The sequence below is a fragment of the Rhodopseudomonas sp. P2A-2r genome, from assembly GCF_026015985.1.
GTDB lineage: Bacteria > Pseudomonadota > Alphaproteobacteria > Rhizobiales > Xanthobacteraceae > Tardiphaga.
This window is the reverse complement of sequence record NZ_CP110389.1, coordinates 4,279,367-4,302,029: the sequence shown is the minus strand read 5'-3', so window position 1 is coordinate 4,302,029 and position 22,663 is coordinate 4,279,367. Positions and strand designations below refer to the sequence as shown.

The 22,663-nt window shown below is 64.7% G+C and carries 14 protein-coding genes and 6 pseudogenes; 12 read left to right on the top strand and 8 right to left on the bottom strand.

Translation table 11 applies throughout. From position 1 onward, the window contains the following. Positions 1–695: 695 nt before the first annotated feature. Positions 696–917 (bottom strand): acetyl-CoA carboxylase biotin carboxyl carrier protein subunit, encoded by a 222-nt coding sequence (locus ONR75_RS20845; RefSeq protein WP_265078930.1) that lies wholly within the window; start codon positions 915–917, stop codon positions 696–698. A gap of 225 nt (positions 918–1,142) precedes the next feature. On the opposite strand from ONR75_RS20845, the pseudogene ONR75_RS20840 reads away from it, so the two are divergent. After that, a pseudogene (locus tag ONR75_RS20840) lies at positions 1,143–2,107 on the top strand (IclR family transcriptional regulator). Continuing rightward, complete coding sequence (locus ONR75_RS20835; protein ID WP_265078929.1) at positions 2,037–3,593, top strand: acyl-CoA carboxylase subunit beta; 1,557 nt, start codon at positions 2,037–2,039, stop codon at positions 3,591–3,593. The pseudogene ONR75_RS20840 and the gene ONR75_RS20835 overlap by 71 nt, the downstream one beginning before the upstream one ends. Positions 3,594–3,725: 132 nt before the next feature. Here the strand turns inward: ONR75_RS20835 and ONR75_RS20830 are convergent, their stop codons facing one another. Further along, a complete protein-coding gene (locus tag ONR75_RS20830; RefSeq protein WP_265078928.1) occupies positions 3,726–5,009 on the bottom strand; it encodes an MFS transporter in 1,284 nt (427 codons plus the stop codon). Between the two features lie 95 nt (positions 5,010–5,104). Then, positions 5,105–5,875, bottom strand: coding sequence for an enoyl-CoA hydratase (locus ONR75_RS20825; protein ID WP_265078927.1), 771 nt, complete (start codon positions 5,873–5,875; stop codon positions 5,105–5,107). A 285-nt stretch (positions 5,876–6,160) separates the two neighbouring features. On the opposite strand from ONR75_RS20825, the pseudogene ONR75_RS20820 reads away from it, so the two are divergent. From ONR75_RS20820 to ONR75_RS20780, 9 genes and pseudogenes are all read left to right on the top strand, one after another. Beyond that, positions 6,161–6,809, top strand: a pseudogene (locus ONR75_RS20820) (TetR/AcrR family transcriptional regulator). A 150-nt stretch (positions 6,810–6,959) separates the two neighbouring features. Next, positions 6,960–8,457 (top strand): annotated as a pseudogene (locus tag ONR75_RS20815) (CoA-acylating methylmalonate-semialdehyde dehydrogenase). Positions 8,458–8,517: 60 nt separating this feature from the next. Next, on the top strand, positions 8,518–9,621 hold the full coding sequence (locus tag ONR75_RS20810; RefSeq protein ID WP_265083751.1) for an isobutyryl-CoA dehydrogenase: 1,104 nt from the start codon (positions 8,518–8,520) through the stop codon (positions 9,619–9,621). Continuing rightward, entirely contained in the window at positions 9,618–10,709 is a 1,092-nt protein-coding gene (locus ONR75_RS20805) for an enoyl-CoA hydratase/isomerase family protein (RefSeq protein ID WP_265078926.1), read from the top strand. The genes ONR75_RS20810 and ONR75_RS20805 overlap by 4 nt, the downstream gene beginning before the upstream one ends. 30 nt (positions 10,710–10,739) lie before the next feature. Continuing rightward, positions 10,740–11,628: pseudogene (mmsB, locus tag ONR75_RS20800) on the top strand (3-hydroxyisobutyrate dehydrogenase). Positions 11,629–11,731: 103 nt separating this feature from the next. Then, complete coding sequence (locus tag ONR75_RS20795; protein WP_265078925.1) at positions 11,732–13,468, top strand: AMP-binding protein; 1,737 nt, start codon at positions 11,732–11,734, stop codon at positions 13,466–13,468. 98 nt (positions 13,469–13,566) lie between these two features. Continuing rightward, positions 13,567–14,028 carry a MaoC family dehydratase gene (locus ONR75_RS20790; RefSeq protein ID WP_265078924.1) on the top strand — a complete coding sequence of 154 codons (462 nt, stop codon included), beginning with the start codon at positions 13,567–13,569 and terminating at the stop codon, positions 14,026–14,028. 11 nt (positions 14,029–14,039) lie between these two features. Further along, positions 14,040–14,957 carry an SDR family NAD(P)-dependent oxidoreductase gene (locus ONR75_RS20785; RefSeq protein ID WP_265078923.1) on the top strand — a complete coding sequence of 306 codons (918 nt, stop codon included), beginning with the start codon at positions 14,040–14,042 and terminating at the stop codon, positions 14,955–14,957. 163 nt (positions 14,958–15,120) lie between these two features. Beyond that, positions 15,121–16,277, top strand: a pseudogene (locus tag ONR75_RS20780) (NAD(P)/FAD-dependent oxidoreductase). A 371-nt stretch (positions 16,278–16,648) separates the two neighbouring features. On the opposite strand, the pseudogene ONR75_RS20775 reads toward ONR75_RS20780, so the two are convergent. The 3 genes and pseudogenes from ONR75_RS20775 to ONR75_RS20765 all read right to left on the bottom strand — a co-directional run bounded on the left by ONR75_RS20775 (position 16,649) and on the right by ONR75_RS20765 (position 20,244). Continuing rightward, positions 16,649–17,663: pseudogene (locus ONR75_RS20775) on the bottom strand (D-TA family PLP-dependent enzyme). Between the two features lie 264 nt (positions 17,664–17,927). Beyond that, positions 17,928–19,751, bottom strand: a complete 1,824-nt coding sequence (locus ONR75_RS20770) for an ABC-F family ATP-binding cassette domain-containing protein (protein WP_265078922.1) — start codon at positions 19,749–19,751, stop codon at positions 17,928–17,930. Between the two features lie 10 nt (positions 19,752–19,761). Further along, entirely contained in the window at positions 19,762–20,244 is a 483-nt protein-coding gene (locus ONR75_RS20765; protein ID WP_265078921.1) for a YaiI/YqxD family protein, read from the bottom strand. Positions 20,245–20,680: 436 nt separating this feature from the next. On the opposite strand from ONR75_RS20765, the gene ONR75_RS20760 reads away from it, so the two are divergent. Next, positions 20,681–20,839 (top strand): hypothetical protein, encoded by a 159-nt coding sequence (locus tag ONR75_RS20760; protein ID WP_265083921.1) that lies wholly within the window; start codon positions 20,681–20,683, stop codon positions 20,837–20,839. Between the two features lie 113 nt (positions 20,840–20,952). Here ONR75_RS20760 and ONR75_RS20755 read toward each other — a convergent pair whose 3' ends face one another. Both ONR75_RS20755 and ONR75_RS20750 read right to left on the bottom strand, forming a co-directional pair. Next, complete coding sequence (locus ONR75_RS20755) at positions 20,953–21,609, bottom strand: Crp/Fnr family transcriptional regulator (RefSeq protein ID WP_265078920.1); 657 nt, start codon at positions 21,607–21,609, stop codon at positions 20,953–20,955. Between the two features lie 212 nt (positions 21,610–21,821). Next, positions 21,822–22,613: a Crp/Fnr family transcriptional regulator gene (locus ONR75_RS20750; protein WP_265078919.1), complete on the bottom strand. Its 792-nt coding sequence runs from the start codon at positions 22,611–22,613 to the stop codon at positions 21,822–21,824. Positions 22,614–22,663: the final 50 nt, after the last annotated feature.

Here is a 22,663-nt window from a genome sequence, read left to right as displayed (position 1 = left end):
CAGGCGCGGAATTCGGTTCAGGGCTCGCCAGAATGGCCAGTGAGAACTGAAGGAAGCGCAGACGACAGCGCTGCGCGGACGGCGAAGGCGTGTGGTCCTGGTGCCCCGCGTGAGCACCAAGCCCGGTGGAGAGTCCGCGGCAACCCGTCCGTGGAACACCCTCAACCGGAAGCGACGGCGACGAGAAACCGTGTCGGCCGCCGGGGAGAGCACGCAATAAGCCGTTAACACCACTGCGCGCGGAACGCCGGGCTGTTTCCCGGTGTGACCGTGGCAAGCCTTGTGCGCTTACTATACTTTGCGCACAAGCCCATGGGTGCATCGGGCACCCGGCGTTCCGCGCGACCTCTCGATTTCGAGGGGGCAAGGGAATGCAGCACAGCCCGGGCGCGCAAGCGTCGCGGGGATGCGATCGCATGGCTGTTTGACAATTGAATCAGATGTTCAGGCAAGGCGCCTGAAGAATCCCTCCCCGGAGCGCGGCGCAGTCGCGCGAGGCGGGGAGGGTCGGCCGAACGAAGGCGATGCGCAGCATCGGCGAAGTGGAGGCCGGGGTGGGGCGCGCCACGCGCTGTCGCGTATGCTGCGCGTCCCCCACCCGACGCGTTGTTCGCTCCGCTCACACGCGCCACCCTCCCCACCGCGAAGACGCGTGGGGAGGGAAAAGGAAGAGCGCTGCGCAGCGCCCGCGCGCCTCACGTCTCGACAATCACCAGCAACTGACCTTCGGCCACCACGTCGTCGATCGCCACCAGGATCGACTTGATTCTCGCTGCCACAGGCGAGGCGACGGGAATCTCCATCTTCATGGCCTCGACGAAGGCGACCTCTTCGCCCGCGCCGACGCTTGCGCCGATGTCGAGCGGCAATGCGCAAATGCGCCCGGCGACTTCGCTGGTGATCTTGATCTCTGGCATGGCGTCCTCCGTCGATCGCACCGGCTGCTCGTTTGAGTGGCAGCGGTCGGATCGAACTGCGCAAAAGGTTGGAGAGAGAAATGGGATGGGGTGTTGTCGTGCAGGATTGCGTGATGTAGCTTGGACCGCAAGTGGAATTTAATTCCGCAGAACGAAATAGGCAGGCGCGCAGGGGAGGGTCACAATGACCGGATCCGAAGATGCGCCGTCGACAGGAAACGCATCATGGGACGACGCTCGGAGCGGCTTAGCAAAAACGGGATTCTGGCCAGCGATCTGGCAGGTGATGGCGACGTCATCCAGGTGGTGTCGCGGGCCTTCGATATCCTGCGTTGCTTCGAGGGCCACGACGCCCGGCTCGGCAATCTCGAAATCTCCAATCGCTGCGGCCTGCCGCGCTCCACGGTGTCGCGGCTGACGCATACGCTGACCCGCATGGGCCAGCTGGCCTATCTGCCCGCCGACCAGAAGTACCGCATCGGGCCGAGCGCGGTGGCCATGAGCACGTCGATGACCCGCGGTCTGCAGCTGCGCAACCTGATCCGCCTGCGGCTACAGGAGGTCGCCGACCAGATCCCCGGCACCATCGGCTTCCTGGTGCCCGACCGTTTCCATATGGTCTATCTGGAATATGCCCGCGCCGATCACGCGCTCGGCCTGCATTCCACCACCGGCAGCCGGATCGCCATGGGCCGCACCGCGGCGGGACACGCTTACACCGCCGCCCTCGACGACAACGTCGGCGACGCGCTGATCAACGATATCGCACGCGAAGTCCCCGAAGACGGCCGCGTGCTGCGCAGCCGGATCGAGGCCAATCGCCAGTCGCTGCGCGAGAACGGCTACGTCACCGCCACCGGGCTGTTCACGCCGCATATTAACGGCATCGCGACGCCCATGTGGTCGCCGCAATATCAGACCTATGTGGTGGTCACCATCGGCCTGTTGTCGTCCATGTATGACGAGAAGCGGATGCAGGACGAAGTGGCGCCGCTGCTGCTCGCGCTCAGCGGCACCATCGGCCAGATGGTCACCAACGCCGATAACGGCCTCTACAACGCGGCGACCGACGCGCCGCCTCCTCAATCAACAAGAAGACCATCAAGGCGGAGGCCACGAATGAACTGGAAGCCGGAACTCGACTACCTCTCCCGGCGCGAAGCGTTCGCGCGGGAGATGGGCGGCGTTGACAAGGTCAAGCGACAGCATGACCAGGGCCGGCTGACGGTTCGCCAGCGCATCGACGGATTGATCGATGCCAACAGCTTTCACGAGGTCGGCGCCATCTCCGGCGTCGCCGAATATGACGAAGCGGGCACGCTCACCCAGCTGACGCCGGCGAACTGCGTGTTCGGCCGCGGCAAGATCGATGGCCATCCCGTCGTTGTGGTCGGCGACGACTTCACGGTGCGCGGCGGCTCGGCGGATGCGTCGATTTCTGCCAAGCCGCTGATGGCCGAGCAGATGGCCCATGATTTCCGGCTGCCCATCGTGCGGATCATCGAGGGCTCCGGCGGCGGCGGTTCGGTCAAGACCATCGAGACCAAGGGCGCGGCCAATCTGCCGGGCGGCGTCGGCGGCACGCAATGGTACTGGTACACGATCGCCAACATGGCGCAGGTGCCGGTGGTCGGCCTCGGCCTTGGTTCGGTCGCGGGACTCGGCGCCGCGCGACTGGCGGCGAGCCACTATTCGGTGATGACCAAGACTTCCGCCATGTTCGTGGCCGGACCGCCGGTGGTGAAACGGCTCGGCCAGGACCTGACCAAGTGGGAGCTCGGCGGCGCCGATATCCAGACCCGCGCCGGCGGCGTCGATCACGCGGTCGACACCGAGGAAGAGGCTTTTGCCTGCGCGCGAAGATTCCTGTCGTATCTGCCGTCGTCGGTCTACGGCCTGCCGCCGACCGTGGCCTGCAACGACGATCCGGAACGCGCCGAGGAATCGCTGATCTCTGCGGTGCCGCGCAATCGCCGGCAGGTCTACAAGATGCGCCCGATCATCGACGCCGTCGTCGACAAGGGCTCGTTCTTCGAGATGGCCGCGAATTTCGGCCGGCCGGTCATCGCCGGCTTTGCCCGGCTCGAGGGCCGTCCCGTGCTGCTGCTCGCCGGCGACTCCTATCACTATGGCGGCTCGTGGACCGCGGAGGCGTGCCAGAAGGTGGTGCGCTTCGTCGATCTCGCCGAGACCTTCCATCTGCCGGTGGTCTATCTGATGGACTGTCCGGGCTTCATGATCGGGCTCGAGGCGGAGAAGGCCGCCACCATCCGCCACGGCGTGCGCGCCATGGCCGCGGTCAACCAGACCACGGTGCCATGGTGCACGATCATCATCCGCAACGCCTTCGGCGTCGCCGGCGTGGTGCATCAGCCGGCCAACCGCTTCTCGATGCGCTATGCGTGGCCGTCGGCCTATTGGGGCTCGCTGCCGCTGGAGGGCGGCATCGAGGCCGCCTATCGCGCCGAGATCGACGCGGCCGCCGATCCCAAGGCCAAACAGCAGGAGATCGAGGACCGCCTCAACAAGCTGCGCTCGCCGTTCCGCTCGGCGGAGAAGTTCTGGGTCGAGGAGATCATCGATCCTCGCAAGACGCGTTCGCTGCTGTGCGAGTTCGCGCGCCTCGCGGAGCCGTTGCGAACGGCCGGACCGTCACGGCTGGCAATGCGGCCGTAACCCAATGTTGTCGTTCCGCGGCGCGGGCGGCGCAAGCCGACCGCGACCCCAGAACCTCGAGGTGTTTAGCACTGAACATGTCAGGATTCCGGGTTCGCTCGGGCTGCACCCTCGCGCCCCGGAATGACAGTGCTAGGCAGCCGCCACCTTCTTGTCGCGCGCGATCATCAACACGATGATCGCCGCGACGATGCACAGCGCGCCGGCGGCGAAGAACGCCGGCAGGTAGCTCAGCAGCACGGTGCGCGACAGGCCGGCGCCGAATGCCGCGGTGGCTGCCCCCAACTGGTGGCCGGCAAAAATCCAGCCGAACACCAGGCCGGCGCGCTCGGGCCCGAACTTGGCGGCGGTCAGCCGCACCGTCGGCGGCACGGTGGCGATCCAGTCGAGGCCATAGAACATGGCGAACAGCGACAGGCCGTAGAACGAGAAGTCGGTGAACGGCAGCGCCAGTAGTGACAGGCCGCGCAGCCCGTAATACCAGAACAGCAGATAGCGGTTGTCGTAGCGATCCGACAGCCAGCCCGAGGCGATGGTGCCGATGAAGTCGAACACGCCCATGGCCGCGAGAAGGCCGGCGGCCTGCATCTGCGGGATGCCGAAATCGAGGCACATGGGGATCAGATGCACCTGCACCAGCCCGTTGGTGCTGGCGCCGCAGATGAAGAAGGTGGCGAACAGAATCCAGAACACCCGCGTCCTGGCGGCATCGCGCAGCGCGCCGAGCGCGGCCGCCATGATCGGTGCGTTGCCGGGAGCAGGGGCCGGCAGCGGCGCGGTGCCGGTGTCGCCATAGGGACGCAGCCCGATATCGCCCGGACGGTCGCGCATCACCAGCAGCACGCCGAGCGCCGCCACCGCCAGCATCACGCACATCAGCGCCAGCGCCCAGCGCCAGTCGCTGCGTTCGGTGATGCTGGCCAGGATCGGCAGGAAGATCAGCTGGCCGGTTGCAGCACTCGCAGTGAGAATGCCGACCACCAGCCCGCGCCGCGCGCTGAACCAGCGCGCCGCGATGGTGGCGCCGAGCACCAGCGCAGTCATGCCGGTGCCGATGCCGACCGCGACGCCCCATAGCAAAACCAGCTGCCAGAGCTGCGTCATGGCCAGCGACAGCAGCAGGCTTGAGACCACCACCAGCAGCGCCGCCAGCGTGACGTTGCGCAGGCCGTAGCGGTTCATCAGTGCGGCGGCGAACGGCGCCATCAATCCGAACAGCACGAAGCGGATCGACATCGCCGAGGCGATTTCCGCGGTGCTCCAGCCGAATTCCTTCTGCAGCGGCACGATGAAGACGCCGGGCGCGCCGACCGCAGCGGCGCTGACCAGCGCCGTGAGGAATGTCACGGCGACCATCGCCCATCCGTAGTGGATGTTGCGGCGGGCGAGGGCAGTCGAGAGCCATCCGGAGATCATGGAGTTTCCTGTCGTATTGAATTATGAATATCATATAACGCGCCGCGCCATTTGCAATGCGATACGAGCTGAAACTCCTGTGTAGCTGTGACGGACTACCGCTTGCGGTTGATGAAGCCTTGCATTAGCCGTTGCGGCTCGCCGGTCAGATAGGCTTCGCCGAACACCCCGATGCTGAGGCTGACGGATTCCTTCAGCGGCAGTTCTTCCCATTGTTTCAATAGCGCTTTCTGCGCGCGCAGCGCTTGCGGGGCGCATTTCAGCAACATGGCGAGCGTGCTTTCGACGGCGGCATCGAGTCCGCCCTCCGGTGCCACCACATCGACCAGCCCCCAGTTCAGCGCGGTCGGCGCGTCGATGGTGGCTGCCGTCATGATCAGCCAGCGGGCGCGCCCCCAGCCGACCAGTCGCGGCAGCAGGGCGGCGTGGATCACCGAGGGGATGCCGACCCGCACCTCCGGCATGGCGAATTTCGCGTCGTGGGCGGCGACCCGGAAATCGCAGGCTGCCGCGAATTCCAGCCCGCCGCCGAGGCACCAGCCCGGGATCTGCGCGATCACCGGCGCCGGAAACGTCCGCGCCGCCTCGCAGAGGTCGCGCAGGCCGGTGATGAACCGCTCGGCCGAAGCCTGGTCGAGCGTGGCCATCTCCTTGATGTCGGCGCCGCCGATCATGCTCTTTTCACTCTGGCCGGCGATCACCAGGGCGCGAATATCGCCCTCCGACGCCAGAACATCGAGCCCTTCGCGGACGGCGTTGATCGCGGGCGAATCGAGGATGTTGAGCGGGCCCGCGTTGCAGATCGTCAGTTTCACGACGCCGCGTTGATCACGATCAATGCCGCAGTGGGAGTTGAGCATATGCATGGAGGCCTCGCAGGTCGGGCTGGCGTGAACCGCCGGTCTTGTCGTACCACTTCCGGGTCAAAGCTGGAACCTGTCAAGTTCCTGCAGCGATTTCCGTTTCGGTAGCGGGGGCTGCGTTGCACCGGGTGGCGCAGTGAAGTAAAATGATAGTCATCATTTATACGGCCGATCAGTGTCGGTTACCGTTTACTGGAATCGCTCAAAAATCCGCCTCGTTTCAGAGCTGCCGGGCTCTTCGACGCGATAGATGCCGTGGTACGGTTTGAGACATCGTATGGAGTCAGGATGCGCTATTCGAAGGAACACAAGCTCGAGACCCACGCGCGAATCGTGAAGAAGGCTTCGGTGCGGCTGCGTGAACGGGGCGCGCACGGCATTGGTGTGGCCGACCTGATGAAGGACGCCGGCCTGACCCACGGCGGCTTTTATGCGCATTTCGATCTCGCGCGAGGCGCTGGTCGTCGAAGCCTTCGCCTATGCCATGGATCGCTCGACCGATCGCTGGCGCCATCTTGCCGGCCAGACGTCGCCCGACGATCGGCTGGCCACCATTGTGGATGCGTACCTGTCGCCGCAGCATCGCGACAATCCCGGCCACGGTTGCGCGGTGCCGGCGCTTGGCGCGGAAATCGCCCGCGAGAGCCCGAAGACCCGAAAGGCCTTTGCGGCCAAGCTGGAACAGATGATCGGAATGCTGTCCGAGCAGATCGGGGATGCGACACCCAAAGTGGCGCGCAAGCGGGCCATGGCGTCGCTCGCGACCATGATGGGAACGCTGGTGCTGGCACGGATCGCCGGCTCCGGCGAGTTCTCCGAAGAGATCCTCGCCGCAGGCCGCGAGGCCGTGCTGGGCCCGTCGCCCGCAACGAAGGCTGCGTCGAAAAAGCCGGCGAAGAAGGCTGCAGCCAAGACGTCAGGCGCCGCGAAGCACTGAGCTTGCTGACGGCATCGCCTGCGACTTTGGTCGCAGATAGCCGTGTCGGTGCCGGCCCGGCATTTTCGCAAATCCGTCCCGCGCGGAGCCCCTTTCCAAAGCCGGCAAAGACTGCTCAACATGCGGAAAAGCCGTTGTTGGGAGGATTGCATGCGTTCGATTGGACATTTTATCGGGGGCCGCGAGGTCAAGGGCACATCTGGTCGTTTTGCCGACGTGTTTGAGCCTATGACCGGCGACGTTCAGGCCCAGGTGGCGCTGGCTTCCAAAGCGGAAATGCGCGCCGCGGTCGAGAACGCGATCGAAGCGCAGGTCGCCTGGGGCGCCACCAATCCGCAGCGCCGTGCCCGCGTGATGATGAAGTTCCTCGAACTGGCGCAACGCGACTACGACAAGATGGCGGATCTTCTGGCGCGCGAGCATGGCAAGACCGTGCCGGATGCCAAGGGCGACATTCAGCGCGGTCTTGAAGTGGTCGAGTTCGCCTGCGGCGTGCCGCATCTGATGAAGGGTGAATACACCGAGGGCGCAGGACCCGGCATCGACATCTATTCGATGCGCCAGCCGCTCGGCGTGGTCGCCGGCATCACCCCGTTCAACTTTCCGGCGATGATCCCGATGTGGAAATTCGCACCGGCCATCGCCTGCGGCAACGCCTTCATCCTCAAGCCGTCCGAGCGCGATCCCGGCGTGCCGATGATGCTGGCGGAGCTGATGATGGAGGCCGGCCTGCCGCCGGGGATTCTGAATGTCGTCAACGGCGACAAGGAAGCCGTCGACGCCATCCTCGACGACCCCGATATCAAGGCTGTCGGCTTCGTCGGTTCGTCACCGATCGCGCAATACATCTACGAGCGCGCCGCCGCGACAGGCAAGCGCGCGCAATGCTTCGGCGGTGCCAAGAACCACGCCATCATCATGCCCGACGCCGATATGGACCAGACCGTCGATGCGCTGATCGGCGCCGGCTATGGTTCGGCCGGCGAGCGCTGCATGGCGATCTCGGTGGCGGTGCCCGTCGGCAAGACGACCGCCGACCGGCTGATGGAAAAGCTGATCCCGCGCGTCGAGGCGCTGAAGATCGGCCCGTCCACCGATCCGTCGGCCGACTTCGGTCCCCTGGTGACCCGCGCCGCGCTGGAGCGCGTGAAGGACTATGTCGAGGTCGGCATCAAGGAAGGCGCCAAGCTGGCCGTCGACGGCCGCGGCTTCAAGATGCAGGGCTACGAGAACGGCTTCTACATGGGCGGTTGCCTGTTCGATAATGTGACCAAGGACATGCGGATCTACAAGGAAGAGATCTTTGGCCCGGTGCTGTCGGTGGTGCGTGCGCACGACTACGCCGAAGCTTTGGCGCTGCCATCCGACCACGATTACGGCAACGGCGTTGCCATCTTCACCCGCGACGGCGATGCTGCGCGCGATTTCGCCGCCAAGGTCAATGTCGGCATGGTCGGCATCAACGTGCCGATCCCGGTGCCGATTGCCTACTACACCTTCGGCGGCTGGAAGAAGTCCGGCTTCGGCGACCTCAACCAGCACGGCCCGGATCTCGATCCGCTTCTACACCAAGACCAAGACCGTCACCGCGCGCTGGCCATCCGGCGTCAAGGAGGGCGCGGAGTTCTCGATCCCGACGATGAATTAGCGGCGGGATAGCGTCGTGAGTCAGTTTTCCCTGAACGAAGACCAACTCGCCGTTCGTGACATGGCGCGCGACTTTGCCGCCGACAGGATCGCGCCGCATGCGCTCAAATGGGACGAGGAAAAGTTCTTCCCCGTCGATGTGATGCGCGAGGCGGCTGCGCTCGGCATGGGCGGTATCTATATCCGCGAGGATGTCGGTGGCTCCGGCCTGAAACGCTTCGATGCGGCGTTGATCTTCGAAGCGCTGGCGCGGGGCTGTCCCACAGTGTCGGCCTTTATCTCGATCCACAACATGGCCTCGTGGATGATCGACGCCTATGGCAATGACGAGCAGCGCAAGAAGTGGCTTCCCCGGCTGTGCACCATGGAACTGCTGGCGAGCTACTGCCTGACCGAGCCGGGCTCCGGGTCGGACGCCGCGGCGCTGCGCACGCGCGCAGCGGTGGACGGCGACCACTACGTTCTCAATGGCCAGAAGCAGTTCATCTCGGGGGCAGGGCAGAGCGGGCTCTATGTGGTGATGGTGCGCACCGGCGAGGACGGTCCGCGCGGCATCTCCACGCTGGTCATCGAGGGCGACACGCCCGGACTGTCGTTCGGCGCCAACGAACGCAAGATGGGCTGGAACGCGCAGCCGACGCGCGCGGTGATCTTCGACAATGCACGGGTGCCGGTGGCCAACCGGCTTGGCGACGAAGGTGCGGGCTTCAAGATTGCCATGGCCGGGCTGGACGGCGGCCGTATCAATATCGCCGCGTGCTCGCTCGGAGGCGCGCAATCCGCGCTCGACAAGTCGTTGGCCTATATGCGCGAACGCAAGGCCTTCGGTAAGCGGCTCGATGAATTCCAGGCGCTGCAGTTCCGCCTCGCCGACATGGCGACCGAGCTTGAGGCGGCGCGGACGTTTGTATGGCGAGCGGCGGCGGCGCTGGATCGTCACGACGTCGACGCCACCATGCTGTGCGCCATGGCAAAACGCTTCGGCACCGATGTCGGTTTCGAGGTCGCCAACCAGGCGCTGCAACTGCATGGCGGCTACGGCTATCTCAGCGAATACGGCATCGAGAAGATCGTGCGCGATTTGCGCGTGCACCAGATCCTCGAAGGCACCAATGAAATCATGCGGCTGATCGTGGCGCGCAAACTGATCGAAGGCAATCGATGACGGCGTCCTCCCCCGCAGTTGCAATTGGTCCCGAGCCCGATCTGATCGTCAGGCGCGAAGGCAACGCCGGCGTGATCCGGTTGAACCGGCCGAAGGCTCTGAATGCACTGACGCTTGAGATGACCCGCGGCATCGTCGCCGCACTGGATGTCTTCGAGGCCGATCCGCAGGTGGCGCTGATCCTGCTGGAAGGGGCCGGCGAGCGCGGGCTGTGCGCCGGCGGTGACATTCGCGGCCTCTACGAGAGTGCGAAGGCAGGCGGCGACCTCGGCAAGATCTTCTGGCGCGAGGAATACATATTGAATGCGCGCATCGCGGCATTCTCCAAGCCCTATGTGGCCTATATGGACGGGCTGGTCATGGGCGGCGGCGTCGGGCTGGCGGCGCATGGCAGCCTGCGGATCGCGACTGACCGGACGAAGATGGGGATGCCCGAAGTCGGCATCGGTTTTTTCCCCGATGTCGGCGGGACCTGGCTTTTATCGCGCGCGCCAGGCGAGGTCGGCACCTATTTCGGCCTGACCGGCACCACCATGACCGGTGCGGACGCGGTCTATGCGCATCTCGCCGATGCCGTGGTGGCGTCGGAGAACTGGCCGGCGCTGCGTGAGGCGCTGACCAGGGCACCGGCCAAGGCCGACCGCAACGCTGTTCAGGCGATCATCGACGGTTTCGCCGTCGCCGATGCCATGGCGCCGATTGCGCAGCATCAGGCCTGGATCGATGCGGTGTTCGGCCACGACAGCGTCGAGGAGATCGTGACGGCGCTGGCGCACGAGATCTCGGACTTCGCGCAGGCGACGTTGCAGGCCATGCTCGAGAAGTCGCCGACCGGGCTGAAGCTGACGCTGAAGCTGCTGCGCGACGCGCGCGCCTCGTCATCGCTCGAGGAATGCCTGACGCGGGAATATCGCGCCGCGCTGGAGATCTTCGTCAATCATGACTTCCCCGAAGGCATTCGCGCCGCCGTCATCGACAAGGACCGCAATCCGCAATGGCAGCCGGCGCGGCTTGAGCAGGTGACACTGGACATCCTCGCGCGCTACTTCCAGTCGCGCGGCGCTGACGAACTGACGTTCCCGAACTGAAATCTCAAGACAGAAAATCGAGGGCAGGACATGACCAGCATTGCATTCATCGGGCTCGGCAACATGGGCGGCCCGATGGCCGCCAACCTCGTCAAGGCCGGCCACAGGGTGACTGGATCTCGATCTGGTGCCGGCGTCGCTCGACGCTGCCCGGGCGGCCGGTGTCGCCATCGCGGCGTCGGCCGTCGCGGCAGTCAAGGATGCCGAGGTGGTCGTGACCATGCTGCCTGCGGGCAAGCATGTGGCGGCGGTGTGGAGCGAGATCATTCCTGCGGTCGCCAAGGGGGCGCTGATGATCGATTGCTCGACCATCGATGTGGAAAGCGCGCGGAAATCCCATGAACTGGCGGCGCAGGCGAAATTGCCATCGGTCGATGCGCCGGTCTCCGGCGGCACCGGCGGCGCCAGGGCGGGCACGCTGACCTTCATGGCCGGCGGCGAGGCTGCGGCCTTTGCTGCGGCAAAGCCCATCCTCGAGGGCATGGGCAAGAAGATCGTACATTGCGGCGACGCCGGCGCCGGGCAGGCCGCCAAGATCTGCAACAACATGATCCTCGGCATTTCCATGATCGCGGTCAGCGAAGCCTTTGCGCTGGCCGAAAAGCTCGGCCTGTCGCATCAGGCGCTGTTCGACGTGGCCTCCACCTCGTCGGGCCAGTGCTGGTCGCTGACGTCCTATTGCCCGGTGCCGGGCCCGGTGCCGGCGTCGCCCGCCAACAACGACTACAAGCCCGGCTTCGCCGCAGCCTTGATGCTGAAGGACCTGCGGTTGTCGCAGGAGGCTGCGAAAGCTGCGGGGGCGGCGACGCCGCTGGGGGCACACGCCGAGAGTATCTATGAGACCTACGAGAAGGCCGGCCATGGCGGTGAGGATTTTTCGGGGATTATTCATCAGATTCTGGATCTGGCGGGGAAGTAGCATCATGCTCGGTGCCGTCATCCTGAGGTGCTCGCCGTCTTCGGCGAGCCTCGAAGGATGACGGCGGTGTTTGTTGTGAAGTATAATTCAAGAGGCTCATGACATGACCACCTTCCAGCAAGCCCGCGCGTTTCTGCTCGAACACCGCACCGACTACGCCGCCGCGGTCGCATGCTTCCGCTGGCCCGATCCGGTTCCGTTCAACTGGGCGCTGGACTGGTTCGATGCGGAGCTGGCTGTCAATGCCGACAGCAAGGATCGGGCGGCGCTGTGGATCGTCGATGCCGGCGGCAACCGCGAGACAAAGCTGTCATTCGCCACGCTGTCGCGGCGCTCCAGCCAGGTCGCGAACTTCCTGCGCGGGCTCGGGCTGAAGCGCGGCGATCATCTGTTGCTGCTGCTCGGCAATGTGGTGCCGCTGTGGGAGACCATGCTGGCGGCGATGAAGCTCGGCGTCGTGGTGATCCCGGCGACCACGCTGCTGACGCCCGATGAGTTGCAGGATCGGCTCGACCGCGGGCAGGCGAAGGTCGTGGTGGCGTCGCCGGACCAGACCGCGAAATTTGTCGACCGCGGCGGCGAGAACCTCATCCGCATCGTTGCCGGTGCGTCGTCGCCTGTGGACGGCTGGCTGGCCTTCGAGCAAGCCGCGGAGTTTCCGGAGACGTTTGTGCCGGACGCCCCGACCGGGCCGGACGATCCGATGTTGCTGTATTTCACCTCCGGCACCACGGCGAAACCGAAACTGGTGCTGCACAGCCAGCGCAGCTATCCGGTCGGAGGGTTGTCAACCATGTACTGGCTCGGCCTGCAGCCGGGCGATGTTCATCTCAACATCTCCTCTCCGGGCTGGGCCAAGCATGCCTGGAGCTGCCTGTTTGCGCCGTGGAATGCCGGCGCCACGGTGTACGTGGTCAACCAGCCGCGCTTCGATGCGCGCGGACTGCTCGCCACCATCGGCCGCTGCGGCGTCACCACTTTGTGCGCGCCGCCGACCGTGTGGCGGCTGTTCATCCAGGAGAAGCTCGCCACCTTCAAGGTGTCGCTGCGCGAGGTCTGCGGCGCCGGCGAGCCGCTCAATCCGGAAGTGATCGATCAGGTGCGCGCGGCCTGGGGCCTGACCATCCGTGACGGTTACGGCCAGACCGAGACCACGGCGCTGGCCGGCAATTCGCCGGGCCAGCCGGTCAAGATCGGCTCCATGGGCCGGCCGCTGCCGGGCTATCGCATCGCCATCACCGACGTCGACGGCCAGCCGACGAAGGAGGGTGAGGTCAGCCTGCTGCTGGGGGCCGATCGGCCTGCCGGACTGATGCGCGGCTATCGCAACGACGACGGCAGCCTGAGCGGCGCCGACGGCGCGATCTATCGCAGCGGCGACGTGGTGTTCGCCGACGACGATGGCTATCTGACCTTTGTCGGACGCTCCGACGACGTGTTCAAATCTTCCGATTATCGCATCAGCCCGTTCGAGCTGGAGAGCATCTTGCTCGAGCACGATCTGGTGGCCGAGGCCGCCGTGGTGCCGAGCCCGGATCCGATCCGGCTGGCGATTCCGAAAGCCTATGTGCTGCTCACCGCGGGCGCCGAGCGCTCGGCGGCGACGGCCCTGTCGATCTTCCGGCACCTGCAAAATCGCCTTGCGCCGTTCAAGCGCATCCGCCGGATCGAACTCGTCAGCGAACTGCCGAAGACCATTTCCGGCAAGATCCGCCGCGTGCAGCTGCGCCGCCTCGAACATGACGACAATCGCGACGACGCGCTGCGCGGCCTTGAGTTCCGCGAGGAGGATTTTCCGGAACTGCAGGCGGCCCGTGCCACCGGCGCATCGGACGGCTGAGGGGAAATCGGGGCCATTGCATGGCCGCACCGCACAAATTTCGCTTGGCGAAGGCCGCTCCGCTGTGGAATGTGCGGCCTCAAACAAGCGAGGACGGCATGAATTCTACGATCGAGCGCGGCGCGTATCTGGACCTGGTCGGCAAGGAGGTTGGCGTTTCCGGATGGCATCTGGTGGATCAGAAGCGGATCGACGTCTTCGCCGACGCCACCGAGGATCACCAGTTCATCCATGTCGACCCGGCCCGTGCCAAGGCGACACCGTTCGGCTCGACCATCGCGCACGGCTTCCTCACGACCTCGCTGATCTCGGTATTTTCCTACGAGGCCCTGCCGAAATTGAGCGACGTGGCGATGGGCATCAATTACGGCTTCGACAAGCTGCGCTTCGTCTCTCCGGTCAAATCCGGCGTTCGCGTGCGCGGTCATTTCACGCTCAAGGAGGCGACCATGCGCAAGCCCAAGGAAATGTTCACCCGGGTCGGCGTCAGCGTCGAGATCGAAGGCGAGACCAAGCCGGCGCTGGTTGCCGACTGGCTGGCCCTGACGTACTTCGTGTAAGGAACGCTTTCATGACCATCAGATATGACGGCCGCGTCGCCATCGTCACCGGTGCGGGAAATGGACTGGGCCGGGCGCATGCGCTGGGCCTCGCAAGTCGTGGCGCCAAGGTCGTGGTCAACGATTTCGGCGGGGCGCGTGATGGCACCGGCGGTTCGATGACCGCGGCGGAGCGCGTCGTCGAGGAGATCCGCAGCCTCGGCGGCGTCGCCATTGCCGACGGCGCCGACGTCTCGAACTTCGAGCAGGTCACCGCCATGGTCGATCGGGCGACGGCCGATCTCGGCAGCGTCGATCTGCTGTGTGCCAACGCCGGCATCCTCCGCGACAAGTCGTTCGCCAAGATGGAGATCGCGGATTTCGCCAAAGTGCTCGATGTGCATCTCACCGGCACCTTCTACTGCTGCAAGGCGGTGTGGGACGGCATGCGCGCGCGCAACTACGGTCGCATCGTGCTGACCTCGTCGGCGTCGGGCTTGTACGGCAATTTCGGCCAGGCCAATTACGGGGCGGCCAAGACCGGCATGGTCGGGTTGATGAACGTGCTGGCCGAGGAGGGGCGCAAGACCGACATTCGCGTCAACATGATAGCGCCGACCGCGGCGACGCGGATGACCGAAGAGCTGCTGCCGCCGCAGGCGCTGGCGCTGATGAAGCCGGAGGCGATCACGCCGGCGGTGCAATACCTGCTGAGCGAGAACGCGCCGACCAAGACCATCATGGGCGCTGGCGCCGGCTCCTTCGCAGTGATCAAGCTGCTGGAAAGCGAAGGCGTCAATTTCGCCGAGGCCGACTGGTCGCCGGACACGATCGCTGCGCATTTCGCCGAGATCAGCGATATGTCCGGCGCCAAGGTCCTGGACGGCGCGTTCCAGCAGACCGCGAAATACTGCACGCAGGCCGAAGCGCGGATCAAGGCCAAGGCATAGATCGCCCTTTCTACCTCTCCCCGCAAGCGGGGAGAGGTGAAGAAGCGGCGCGTCGAGGCGCTTTCGTCGATCGATTGGACTTGCGGCAATTGAACGGACAACCAGCGTGACGGAAGTTTCCACAAACGACGTCGCGGTGATCGGCGCAGGCCCGGGCGGGTTGATGGCCGCGGAAGTGATCGCGCAGGCGGCGCGCGCGTCACCGTCTATGATGCGATGCCGTCGGCGGGCCGCAAGTTCCTGATGGCCGGGCGCGGCGGGCTCAATCTCACCCACAGCGAATTGCTGCCGGCGTTTCTGGCGCGCTACGGCGGCGCGATGCCGCGGCTGGCCGAAGCCATCGAGCGATTTCCGCCGGACATGCTGCGGGCATGGAGCGAGCTGCTGGGCGAGCCGACCTTCATCGGCTCCAGCGGCCGGGTATTTCCCAAGGCGTTCAAGGCGTCGCCGCTGCTGCGCGCGTGGCTGCGCCGGCTCGATAGGGCCGGCGTGCAGTTCGCGCTGCGCCATCGCTGGACCGGCTGGGACGACGACGGGCGCCTGATGTTTCAGACGCCGGAAGGTCCGCGCGCCGTTGCGGTGAAGGCGACGGTGCTGGCGCTCGGCGGCGCGAGCTGGCCGCGGCTTGGCTCCGACGGCGCATGGGTGCAAACGCTGGCAGCGAAAGGCATCGACGTCGCGCCGCTGCGGCCGGCCAATTGCGGTTTTGTAGTCGCCTGGTCGGATGTGTTCCGCAACCGCTTTGCCGGCTATCCGCTGAAAAGCGTGGCGCTGTCATTCGGCGGCAAGACGGTGCGCGGCGAGGCGATGATCACGCGGGCCGGCATCGAGGGCGGCGCGATCTACGCGCTGTCCGCGACACTGCGCGACGCCGTCGTGGCCAGTGGCAAGGCCACGCTCAACGTCGCGCTGCGGCCGGACATGGAGGCCGGCGAGTTGATCGCCAAACTGTCGGCATCGCGCGGCAAGCAATCGCTGTCGACCCTCCTGCGCAAGGCGGTGCATCTGTCGCCGGTCGGCATCGGACTGCTGCAAGAGGCGGCAATGGCGTCAGGCACGACGCTGGCGGCGCTGTCGACCGCCAGCCTTGCCGGGCTGATCAATGCGGTGCCGATCGCGCTCACCGGCATCGCGCCGATCGCGCGGGCGATCTCGTCGGCCGGCGGCATCGCGTTCGACGAGTTGGATGCCGACTACATGCTGACAAAACTGCCCGGCGTGTTCGCCGCCGGCGAGATGCTCGACTGGGAAGCGCCCACCGGCGGCTATCTGCTGCAGGCATCGTTCGCGACGGGCGCCGCCGCGGGCAGGGCGCGCTGAAGTGGCTCGCGTAGGGTGGGTAGAGCAATGGTCGCGCAAAGCGCGACATTGCGAAACCCATCACCGCGTCGCTGGTTTGATGGGTTTCGCGGAGTTTATCATCGGGCGCGCCGTGCGCGACCCGGTGGCTCTACCCATCCTACGGCCTCGCTTCGCTGGGCGCCTCAGGTGTCATCGCCCGGCCAGGCGCGCAATCGCGCGCCAGGACCGGGCGACCCAGTAAACACAGGCGTCGCGGCGACGCACTGCCTGGAGACATCATGAACGTCGGCGACTACTGGATCGCCCGGTCAAGCCGGGCGACGACAGCCGGAGTGTCAGTCCGAACCGACGCACGAGCGTAGCCCGCGCCGTGTCGCGCGATGGAAGCTCTACTTCAGCCGTCCCCGCGCCGCGACCGGCAGCGTGCCGATCACCTCGTTGCCGCGCACCATTACCACCTCGTCGAACATGTTGACGACGACGCAGACGTGGTTGGGCACGATGCGCACGACGTCGCCGACACCCGGGCGGGTGTTGCTGCGGGTGAGGTCGAGGAAGCCGTGCTCCTCGGCGAATTTTTCGATCTTCGCTTCGGGATGTTCGAGGATCAGGCCGTAGCCATCGAGGCCGCCCGTGTCCGACGTCAGCGTCTTGGAGCCGGCGTCGAGAATGCCGCGGTCGGGACCGGCGCGGCTGACCACGGTGGAATAGACGTTGAGCGCGCAGTCGTCCCAGCTCGCCACGCCGGCCGCGACCTGCATGCGGTCGTTGTAGATCGAGGTGCCGAAGCGATGTTCGGTGGCGCCCTTGAGCGAGCCGACATTCTTCAGGTTGGGCGTGCCGCCGGTGGACACAATCGTCGGCTCGAGGCCGAGCGCGCGGACGCCGGCCAGGGCTTCATCAAAAAGGCTTGCGCGGCGGGCCAGCCGGTTTCGGTCGGATACAGCATGAAGCCCGCAAAGACGAGGCCGTCGGAATCCCGGATCAGCCGTGCCAGTTCGATAGCTTCGGCAGGGTCTCGACGCCGGCGCGCTTGCGGCCGGTGTCGCATTCGATGACGACATTGAGCGGCAGGCCGGAGATCGCGGCGGCCCTGGTCAGGCCCGCGATAACGACGGCGTTGTCGGCGGCCACGGTTACCTTCGCCCTGGCCTGCAGGGCCGCGAGGCGCGCCATCTTCTCGTCGCCGATCAGGTTGTAGCTGATCAGGATGTCGTCAATCCCGGCATCCGCCATGATCTCGGCCTCGCCGAGCTTCTGACAGGTGATGCCCTTGGCGCCGCCGGCGATCTGCATCTTCGCGATCACCGGGCTCTTGTGGGTCTTGATATGCGGCCGGTTGGCCACGCCGGCGGCATCGCACACCGCCTGGATGCGGGCGATGTTGGCCTCGACGCGGTCCATGTCGATGACGAGGGCCGGCGTGCTATAGTCGCGGGCGATGAGGGCGGCGAGGGGGTGGTCATGGTGAACTCCGATCGATCAATTCTACTACAGCGCTTCGCCGTCGTCCTTCGAGGCGCGCAAGTGCGCGCACCTCAGGATGACGGCTTCTTTGAAGTTTGAGCGATCTTCATAAACGTCACCACAAACTCCCCGTCATCCTGAGGTGCTGATATGACAGCGCGTTAGCGCTGTCATATCAGCCTCGAAGGATGGGCAACAAGCTCACGCGTTTTCGATCTCCTCGCGCAGCGTTTCCAGCTCCAGCCATTTTTCCTCGGCTTCGGCCAGCCCCTTTTGCGCCGCGGCCAGCGCCGCCGACACGGTGTCGAACTTCTTGCGATCCTTCTTGTAGAGATTGGGATCGTCGAGATGGCGCTGCTGCTTGGCGATTTCCGCCTGGAAGCCGGAAATCGCCTTCGGCAGCGTATCGAGCAGGTGCTTGTCCTTGAAGTTCATCTTCTTCTTCGCCGCAGGCTTGGCCGCCGCGCCATTGGACTTGCCGCCGCCGCTCTTGGCCGACACCGCGTCTGCCGCCGTCTTGGCCTCGCGCTTCAGGTCGGCGCCGCGCTGGGTCAGCATGTCGGTGTAGCCGCCGGCATATTCCTGCCACTTGCCGTTGCCTTCCGGCACGATCACCGAAGTGACCACGCGGTCCAAGAAATCTCGGTCATGGCTGATCAGGATCACGGTGCCCTCGTAGTCGCCGAGCATGTCCTCGAGCACGTCGAGGGTTTCCAGATCGAGATCGTTGGTCGGCTCGTCCAGCACCAGCACGTTGGAGGGTTTTGCCAGCGCGCGCGCCAGCATCAGCCGGCCGCGTTCGCCGCCGGACAGCACTTCCAGCGGCGTGCGCATCTGCTCCTGCGAAAACAGGAAGTCCTTCATGTAGCTGACCACATGCTTCGGCGTGCCGTTGACCATGACATGGTCGCCGCGGCCGCCGGTCAGGGCTTCCGCCAGCGTCGTCTTCGGCGACAGGCTTTCGCGGTGCTGGTCCAGCGTCGCCATCTCGATATTGGCGCCGAAGCGGATGGTGCCCGAATCCGGCGGCTCGCCGCCGGTCAGCATGTTGATCATGGTGGTCTTGCCGGCGCCGTTGGGGCCGACCACGCCGATGCGGTCGCCGCGCTGGATGCGGATCGAGAAGTCGTCGACGATCTTGCGGTCGCCATAGGTGCGGCAGATGCCCTTGGCTTCGACGATCAGCTTGCCGGACTTGTCGGCCTCGGAGGCCGCGAGGTTGGCGCTGCCGGCGACGCCGCGATAGTCGCGGCGCCGTTCGCGCAGCGCATGCAGGTTGCCGAGCCGCTTGACGTTGCGTTTGCGGCGGCCGGAGACGCCGTGGCGCAGCCAGTGTTCCTCGTTGACGATCTTGCGGTCGAGCTTGTGCTGGTCGCGCTCTTCTTCGGCCAGGATGTCGTCGCGCCATTGTTCGAAGGCCGAGAAGCCGCGGTCGATCTGCTTGATCTGGCCGCGGTCGAGCCAGGCGGTGGCGCGCGAGAGGTTGCTGAGGAAGCGGCGGTCATGGCTGATGATCACCAGCGCGCAGCGCCGCGAGGCCAGTTCGCCTTCCAGCCATTCGATGGTGGTGAGGTCGAGATGGTTGGTCGGCTCGTCGAGGAGCAGGATGTCCGGCTCCGGCGCCAGCACGCGGGCCAGCGCGGTGCGGCGCGCTTCGCCGCCGGACAGGTTGCTGGGGTCCTCGTTGCCGGTGAGGCCGAGCTGCTCCAGCAGGTACAGTGCCTGGTAATGGTCGTCGCCGTCGCCCATGCCGGCTTCAACATAGGCCAAAGTGGTGGCGAAGCCCGAAAAATCCGGCTCCTGCGGCAGGTATTGCACCGTCGAGCCGGGCTGCACGAAGCGGCTGCCCTTGTCGCAGTCGATCTGGCCGGCGACGATCTTCAGCAGGGTCGACTTGCCGGAGCCGTTGCGGCCGATCAGGCAGACGCGCTCGCCCTGCGACACCGACAGTTCGACGCCGTTCAGGAGCGGCGTGCCGCCGAAGGTCAGCGTGATGTCTTTCAACTGGATCAGCGGAGGAGCCATGGAATTCGCTTCAATCTGGTTTCGGCGCGGGCGCGGAGGCCTGGGCGCGCTGGATACGGCGGATCGTCTGATCCAATGCCGAAAGGAACGCCGAGCGATCGCGCGGCGAGAATGATTTGGGTCCGCCCGTGACTTCGCCGGACGAGCGCAGGTCGGTCATCAGGTTGCGCACCGCCAGCGTCATGCCGATGGAGGCTTCCGAGAACGGCTTGCCGTTCGGCGCGATCACCTCGGCGCCGGCCTTCACGCAGCGGCTGGCCAGCGGCACGTCGGACGTGACCACGATATCGCCCTTTCCGGCGCGCTCCGCAATCCAGTCGTCGGCGGCGTCCATGCCGGACCCGGCGGCGATCCGCTCGATCGAGGGATCGGTCGGTATCCGGATGAACTGGCCGGCCACCACGCTCACCGGCAGACCGTGGCGTGCGGCAACCTTGTAGATCTCGTCCTTGACCGGGCAGGCGTCGGCATCGATGTAGATTCGGGTGCTCAAGGGATTGCTGTTGCTCAAAGGGGTCGGTCAGCCTGGTCAGGGGGCAGGCCGCACGGACAAACCCGCGGCTCCGGCGAGGCGTAGCATTTTGTGCAGCTGCGAACAAAAGATATTGCAGATTTCGGGAGGAAATGGGGCGAAAACCTCCGAATCTGCCTGATGGAGCCGCTGTAGGCTGCCAAACACCGCCAATAACCTCAGTCTCGTTCCCGGACGCGTCGCAATACGCCGCGCTGCGGCGTGGTGCGACGCAGATCCGGGGTCGTTACGGACGGCGGCGGTTGCCAGGGGCGGAAAAGCGTCCAGCCACTGCCAAGCAAAAGCCAATTACGTCGGCGCCCCGCGGGGAGCCGCATCACTAGTCTAAAGCCTTGACGCAGCTGACGTAGCCAGATGAGCGAAGCGACATCCGGGATGATTAACTTGGGAGCCCCGGATGTCGCTGCTCTTCTCCCGCGCCCGCGTCACCTCCCGCTACGAGAAGAAGGGCCACCTTTTCGTCGAACTCGACGCTCTTATCTTCGCGAATGGCACGGCGCCTGTGACGCATTGCCAGCACGTGGCGATCTATCAACCGCGGGAAGCGGCGGTGTAGTCCCGGCAGGGGTAGCCCGGATGATCTCCCGCTATAAAACTCGTGGACACGCCGCTTTCTGCTTGTGACCCGTCCTCTGCGACAATCGGCTTCGGCGCCTCATCTGCGAGTGGTCATGTCGAGTTCAGGAGTGCTGGGTGGACATCTATTTTCCCATTGTAATCGATGAATCCCAATTTGCGGAATTTGTTCATGAAGAAGCTTACACGTGATCGCGTCGTGCCTATCATCTCCGCTAGAGTCTCCTGATTGATCACGATGGGAACGATAGGCGGACTTCCTTCTTTCCCGTAGTTTGCTAGAAGAAGCAGCAATCGGGCAAGCCGCTTTTCACTCGAATTGAGGAGTTGATCAACGACATCTTCCTGAATTCGACTGTTTCTAGTCAGCAGATGGTCCATGAACAGATTGAAAATTTGCGGCTGATCCCGCATGGCGGAAAGCATTGAATCTTTCGAAATTTCGGTCACGCGACAAACGCCAAGGGCTGTCGCTGTCACGGTCCTCGCCGACGTGCCCTGCAGACATCCCTCGCCAAAAAACTGCCCTTCGTCCAATATTCCAACGACAGCCTCTTTGCCTTGGCTGGACGTAACCGCAATTTTTACGCGACCCTTCTCAATGAACAGGAGCGTATCGGCATCCTCGCCCTGGACAAAGATATTCTGGTTTTTTTGATAATCCTTGGTGGTCTTCCCAACTCCCCATTTTATTAGCAATTTGCTTGACTCATTCGGCTGGGCCAAAAATGTTGGCTGAGCTACTTTCATGGCGCTCTCCTCCGTGGCGGGAGCACAATACTCTCAGTCACCGATATATTGCCAATGGCGGGACGGTGATAGTGAACCAATAGCCTAAACCGTATCCGGTTCCCGACAGAACTACACTTACCGCAATCGCTCCGGGCATTCCCGGTCTCGCGTCATGTCGATCTGTACGCTGGATGTGAGCTGCCAGGGCTCATGGGAACTGTGAAGCGCTCTCAGCCCATCCGGCCAGGTTTGCTCTTGCTTCGCCCCCTATTGTGGCCTTGTACGGCCGTCGATGGCGGGTTCAGAAAGGCATCGAAACGCTCCTTAACGATGGCGTAGCATTCGCAGGACGCCTCTTCCAGCGCCGCGCGGTCAAGCACCTGCATCCTGCCCCGGCGATAGCTGATAAGGCCGGCGTTCTGCATTGACTGCGCAGCGAGCGTCACAGACTTTCGGTTGGCACCGAGGATGTGCGACAGGAACTCGTGGGTATAGGGCAGCGCTTCATTTCCGGCCCGATCGTGCATCATCAGAAGCCACCGGCACATTCTTTCCTCCGTCGTATGCATGGCATTGCAGGCAACCGTCTGCTGGATCTGTGACAGCAGCGTTTCGGAATAGCTCACAAAGAGATCGCGGACGTGCTCGCTGTTCTTGAACTCATATTGCAGCAGCTGTATCGGACAACGAACAGTATGTCCGTCAAGCTGAACGATGCATCGATTGAACGAAACGCGACTGTACATCGCGGCAAACAGGCCGAAGGCACCTTCCCGCCCGATATTAGCGGTCTCAATCGCGGAGCCATTTTCCAGCACCGTCAACAGGGAGAGAACTGAACCTTGTGGAAAGTAAGCGTGCTTGAGATAGCCGCCGGCGTCGCAGACCATCTCGCCCAGCTTGAATTCGACCGGCTCCAGATGAGGGTCAATGCGTTTGCGGCTGTCCGGCTCCAGGGCGCCGAGCAATTGATTGGTCCACACTGACGGAAGCGTTTGCTCGTTATCCAATGATCCGGCCATTCGGTTTAGCGGTCGCCCACGCCGTTCTCATCGCCGAACAATCGACGCAG

What these genes read in the sequence shown, in the direction of transcription:
- ONR75_RS20845 (WP_265078930.1), bottom strand. Translation starts at nt 917, where the DNA reads ATGCCAGAGATCAAGATCACCAGCGAAGTCGCCGGGCGCATTTGCGCA.
- ONR75_RS20835 (WP_265078929.1), top strand. Translation starts at nt 2,037, where the DNA reads ATGAACTGGAAGCCGGAACTCGACTACCTCTCCCGGCGCGAAGCGTTC.
- ONR75_RS20830 (WP_265078928.1), bottom strand. Translation starts at nt 5,009, where the DNA reads ATGATCTCCGGATGGCTCTCGACTGCCCTCGCCCGCCGCAACATCCAC.
- ONR75_RS20825 (WP_265078927.1), bottom strand. Translation starts at nt 5,875, where the DNA reads ATGCATATGCTCAACTCCCACTGCGGCATTGATCGTGATCAACGCGGC.
- ONR75_RS20810 (WP_265083751.1), top strand. Translation starts at nt 8,518, where the DNA reads ATGGCGCGCGACTTTGCCGCCGACAGGATCGCGCCGCATGCGCTCAAA.
- ONR75_RS20805 (WP_265078926.1), top strand. Translation starts at nt 9,618, where the DNA reads ATGACGGCGTCCTCCCCCGCAGTTGCAATTGGTCCCGAGCCCGATCTG.
- ONR75_RS20795 (WP_265078925.1), top strand. Translation starts at nt 11,732, where the DNA reads ATGACCACCTTCCAGCAAGCCCGCGCGTTTCTGCTCGAACACCGCACC.
- ONR75_RS20790 (WP_265078924.1), top strand. Translation starts at nt 13,567, where the DNA reads ATGAATTCTACGATCGAGCGCGGCGCGTATCTGGACCTGGTCGGCAAG.
- ONR75_RS20785 (WP_265078923.1), top strand. Translation starts at nt 14,040, where the DNA reads ATGACCATCAGATATGACGGCCGCGTCGCCATCGTCACCGGTGCGGGA.
- ONR75_RS20770 (WP_265078922.1), bottom strand. Translation starts at nt 19,751, where the DNA reads ATGGCTCCTCCGCTGATCCAGTTGAAAGACATCACGCTGACCTTCGGC.
- ONR75_RS20760 (WP_265083921.1), top strand. Translation starts at nt 20,681, where the DNA reads ATGTCGCTGCTCTTCTCCCGCGCCCGCGTCACCTCCCGCTACGAGAAG.
- ONR75_RS20755 (WP_265078920.1), bottom strand. Translation starts at nt 21,609, where the DNA reads ATGAAAGTAGCTCAGCCAACATTTTTGGCCCAGCCGAATGAGTCAAGC.
- ONR75_RS20750 (WP_265078919.1), bottom strand. Translation starts at nt 22,613, where the DNA reads ATGGCCGGATCATTGGATAACGAGCAAACGCTTCCGTCAGTGTGGACC.